4 protein-coding genes and 1 pseudogene are annotated in these 4,310 nt (G+C 59.4%); 3 read left to right on the top strand and 2 right to left on the bottom strand.

From position 1 onward, the window contains the following. Positions 1 to 146 precede the first annotated feature (146 nt). Together H0V34_01170 and merR are read right to left on the bottom strand one after the other, a co-directional pair. Positions 147 to 1,458, bottom strand: a pseudogene (locus H0V34_01170) (cation-translocating P-type ATPase). Between the two features lie 369 nt (positions 1,459 to 1,827). Then, a complete protein-coding gene (gene merR / locus H0V34_01165; protein ID MBA2490358.1) occupies positions 1,828 to 2,229 on the bottom strand; it encodes an Hg(II)-responsive transcriptional regulator in 402 nt (133 codons plus the stop codon). 75 nt (positions 2,230 to 2,304) lie between these two features. On the opposite strand from merR, the gene H0V34_01160 reads away from it, so the two are divergent. The 3 genes from H0V34_01160 to H0V34_01150 form a co-directional block, all read left to right on the top strand. Beyond that, the gene (locus tag H0V34_01160; protein ID MBA2490357.1) at positions 2,305 to 2,655 is read left to right on the top strand and encodes a mercury transporter MerT; all 351 of its coding nucleotides are present in this window, start codon (positions 2,305 to 2,307) and stop codon (positions 2,653 to 2,655) included. A 14-nt stretch (positions 2,656 to 2,669) separates the two neighbouring features. After that, positions 2,670 to 2,951 carry a cation transporter gene (locus tag H0V34_01155; protein ID MBA2490356.1) on the top strand — a complete coding sequence of 94 codons (282 nt, stop codon included), beginning with the start codon at positions 2,670 to 2,672 and terminating at the stop codon, positions 2,949 to 2,951. 256 nt (positions 2,952 to 3,207) lie between these two features. Beyond that, a partial coding sequence (locus H0V34_01150) for an NAD(P)/FAD-dependent oxidoreductase (protein MBA2490355.1) occupies positions 3,208 to 4,310 on the top strand: 1,103 nt, incomplete at its 3' end.

Raw genomic sequence — 4,310 nt, 5'->3', positions numbered from 1 at the left:
TGCCGGTTTGCCAAATGGTTACACAAACGGTGGGGGCATATCGAATACCGATGGCGACGTCATTCTCACCAACAGCAACATCTCGGGCAATACTGCATCACACCGTGGCGGCGGTATCGCTCAGTTTAGTGGTGCCCTTACTCTCACTAACAGAGCGGGTGCTCGGAACCAGCCTCGACGGTTCCGGCAAGCGATAGGAGTTGCATCCGGTCAATGCCGAAGGGCACGACGTCGGTCACTGTAGGCCGACCATGGGTCAGGGTTCCGGTCTTATCGAGCACCACCGTATTAACCCGGGAGAGGCCATGGAAGACCTCGCTCGCCTTGACCAGCAGGCCGATGGAGATGCCCTTACCGCCGGCGATCGCCGCCAGCATCGGGGTAGAGATACCCAAGGCGCACGGATAGCCCATGATGATCACCGTGAGCAGGGCCAGGGTGGAACTGATCCAGTCGCCGGTGACGAGCAGCCACACCACGAAGGCGATGATTGCGACCGTAAAAACCACCGGTCCGTAGTAGTTCATGAGGCGGTCGGCAAGGAGTTCGATCGGTGGCTTGCGTTCGGCGATCTGACTCATCAGCCGCACGATTTGACTCAAGAAGCTTTCCTCGCCCACCTTCGTCACGCGGACTCTGAGCAGTCCATCGAGGTTGAGCGTACCGCCTATGACGGGAGAGCCTTCCTGCTTGGTCGCGGGCACGGACTCACCGGTAAAACTCGACTCATCGACGCTGGCCGTGCCTTCGATAACTTCGCCGTCGAGTGCGATCCGCTCACCAGGTCGTACTACGGTAATCTCACCTGTCGCGATCTCACTCGTTTGGACTTCCACCTCATGCTCGCCGCGGAGCACGCGGGCGCGAGCCGGTTGCAACGCCATGAGCTTACGCACCGCCTCAGCCGCTTTCTTGCGCACGTCGAGCTTGAAGAAGCTGAAGAACAGGTGCAGCGCCATCAGCCAGGCCGCCACTGGCAAGAAGTTGGGCCCAGCGAGGGTCAAACAGCGCTGCCGTGCCGACGGCGAATGAACCCCATGCGGCAGCAGACAGCAGCACGTTCGCGTTGATGACCCGCTGTCTGACCGCAAGGAGTGTCTTGCGCAGGATCGGGAATCCAACCCACAACAGCACAAAGGCGGCGACCGCAAAGGAGAACCACCCCCGCCATTGTTCAGTGAGTCCTAAGACGTTGAGCGAGTCCACGAGCAGGACGACAATGGCGAGCACCATGCCAATGGCGCCCCGCCTTTGGATAAGCGAGTGCAGCGCCTCGTCCGTTGCGAACTGCTGGGCCTCCGACGATGCCACGTCGTACCCAAGCTTCTCGACCGTACCGATCAGCTGCTCACGGCTGATCCGCGACGTATCGGCTTCCACCAGCACGATGCCGTGCACGAGGTTGACCATCACGCTCTTCACGCCATCATAGCGTTTCAGGGCTTTCTCCACGCTCATCGTGCAAAACGAGCACATGAGGCCCGAGACTTTCATCTGTATCGTTTCGGTAGCCATGGTCAACAACCTTTCATCTGTTAATTAAGATGGGGAGAGTCTAAACCCTGGTCCTGACTCCAGAGTCAAGAGGAGGTTTCTGAAGTGCTTCGGAAGGCTAGGGGCATTCGGATTTGGGCAGCGTGGGGCCATTTCCGAATAGACGTTCTGCTCGCTTTCAACCTAAAAGGTCGTGGCGATACCTAGCCATGGCCTATGTGAAGCGCACGCCACACAGCAAGCCGCTTTAGCCCGCATCGTAACCGTAGGTACTATCGCGACCCATGCACTAAGGTTGACTTGGTTGTGAGCGCGCGCAAGATGAGCGATGTGCTACCTATCTGCCGACAACGTGGCGATGATCGGGCAGGAGCGAGGCCGTTTCCCCGCCGCGCACTCGGCGATCAAGGCCTTAAGCGTACGGCACATACGGTCAAGATCCTTAATTCGCGCCTCGATCTGTTCTAACTTCTGCTCTGCGAGCAGTCGCGTCTGCCGGCAACTTTGGCCGTCCTCCAGATGTAACAAGCCTTTAACCTCTTCCAATGTAAAACCCAGTTGCTGCGCTCGCTTGATGAAACGCACGCGTACTACCTCCTCGGCGGCGTAGCGCCGATGGCCGCCGAGCGGCTTGCCCGGCTCGTCCAAGAGGCCGCGCCGCTGATAGTAGCGAATGGTTTCGACGTTCACGCTGGCCATCTCCGCCAGTCGCCCGATCGTCAGTTCCACGGACATTCTGTGACTCCTTGATTCCGTACCATGGTACGGCACTTATGCTACGCCCGGATCGTTCGTTGTGGAACAGGTGATATGTCTGCGGTGAATGTGAAAGGCCCGCTCGCAGCGGGAATACTGGCCGCCATCGGCGCGTCGGTGTGTTGTGTAGGTCCGCTGGTGCTGCTCGCCCTCGGCATTGGCGGATCGTGGATCGCCAATCTGACGGCATTAGCACCATACCGCCCGATATTTATCGCGCTGACGCTGCTTTTCCTGGGGCTGGCATTCCGAAGACTTTACCTTAGCCCGCAGGCAACCTGTAGGCCTGGCACTGCTTGCGCCAACCCCACAACTGTCCGGCGACAGCGAATTGTGTTCTGGCTCGTGACTTCCCTAATGCTCGGTCTGCTCGCCGTGCCTTGGTTCGCACCCTCGTTCTATTGAGAGTAGAAAGCATCATGCGTTCGACGAATATTCTCGCCGCCTTGACCGCGCTGATGATCTTGCCTGCCTTTGCGGCCGCGGCGCGGATGATCGTGCTGGACGTCCAGAACATGACCTGTGCGGTGTGCGCGATCACGGTGAAGAAGTCGCTTGAGAAAATACCTGGCGTCGAGAACGTTACTGTCGACTTCGACAAGAAGACGGCGACTGTTAAGTTCGACCCGGACGAGGCAGGGCCTATGGCCTTCGTCAAGGCGACTACCGAAGCAGGCTATCCTTCCAACATCCATAAGTGAGACCGCCGTGAGCGCCCTTGTTCTTAAATCCATCTTAACGTGCCCGAGCTGCGGCTTCCGCAAGCAAGAAACCATGCCTACCAACGCTTGCCAGTTCTACTATGAATGCGTCCACTGCAAGATCTTGCTGCGCCCACAGCCCGGCCATTGCTGCGTATTCTGCTCATACGGCTCCGTGCCTTGCCCGCCGATCCAGGAGTTCGGTCAGGCAGGCAAGATGGCCGGAACGTGTTGTTCAACCTCCTAGAAAACAGCCATGACACAGGAATTCGATCTCATCGTTATTGGAACCGGAACAGCAGCAGCGACCGTTGCCGGGCAGTGCCGCAAAGCTGGCTGGTCGGTCGCCATTATCGACGAGCTGCCTTTCGGCGGCACCTGCGCACTGCGTGGCTGCGATCCTAAAAAGATGTTGCGGCGCGGGCCGGAGATTATCGATGCGGCCGTCCGCATGGGCGGCCACGGCATCGCGCCGGACGGGCTGCATATCGACTGGTCGGCTCTCATGGCGTTCAAGCGGAGCTTTACCGATCCGATCCCGGCAAAGCGCGAGAAGAGCTTTACGGATAGGGGCATGACAACATATCACGGCACGGCTCGTTTCATGGATCGGAACACGATTGCGGTCGGCGGTGACCGGCTCCGCGGGCGTCATGTGGTTATTGCATCCGGAGCGAAGCCGCGCCCCTTGGGCATTCTTGGCGAGGAATTGATTACCAGCAGCGACGCGTTTTTAGAGCTGGAGGCGCTGCCGCGCCGCGTACTGTTCATCGGCGGCGGCTACATTTCGTTCGAGTTCTCTCACATCGCGGCGCGGGCCGGCGCAACCGTGACGGTGCTGACACGAGGTGAACGGCCCCTGACCGCTTTTGATCCCATCCTGGTGGGTAGGCTCTTGGATCGGTCCAGGGCAGTTGGAATATCTTTTCAGCCCCATGCAGATGTCAAAAGTGTCGAGCGGACGTCAACGGGCCTGCGCGTGCGCGCCCTGGTTCGAGAGAAAGCGGCGTCCTTCGAAGCCGATCTGATCGTGCACGGCGCGGGACGGGTTCCGGCCATCGACACGCTTGATCTAGACAAGGCGGGCGTCTTCACGGGAAAGAAAGGCATTGAGGTTAATGAGTATCTGGAAAGCACCTCCAACCCAGTCGCCTATGCCGCTGGCGACGTGGCGGCCACAGCAGGGCCGCCGCTGACGCCGGTTGCGAATCTTGAAGGCCGGATTGTTGCCGCAAACCTGCTCGAAGGCAATCATGCTAGCCCAGACTACACCGGCATTCCGAGCGTGGTCTTCACGATCCCGGCGCTCGCGCGCGTCGGTCTGCTGGAAGACGAGGCGCGAGAGCAGGGACTCGATGT

This window comes from Gammaproteobacteria bacterium (assembly GCA_013696315.1).
In the GTDB taxonomy this organism is placed as follows: Bacteria; Pseudomonadota; Gammaproteobacteria; order JACCYU01; family JACCYU01; genus JACCYU01.
This window is presented reverse-complemented; position numbering and strand designations above follow the sequence as displayed.

Excerpts from the sequence above, each read along its gene's own strand:
- merR (MBA2490358.1), bottom strand. The coding sequence starts at position 2,229 with ATGTCCGTGGAACTGACGATCGGGCGACTGGCGGAGATGGCCAGCGTG.
- H0V34_01160 (MBA2490357.1), top strand. The coding sequence starts at position 2,305 with ATGTCTGCGGTGAATGTGAAAGGCCCGCTCGCAGCGGGAATACTGGCC.
- H0V34_01155 (MBA2490356.1), top strand. The coding sequence starts at position 2,670 with ATGCGTTCGACGAATATTCTCGCCGCCTTGACCGCGCTGATGATCTTG.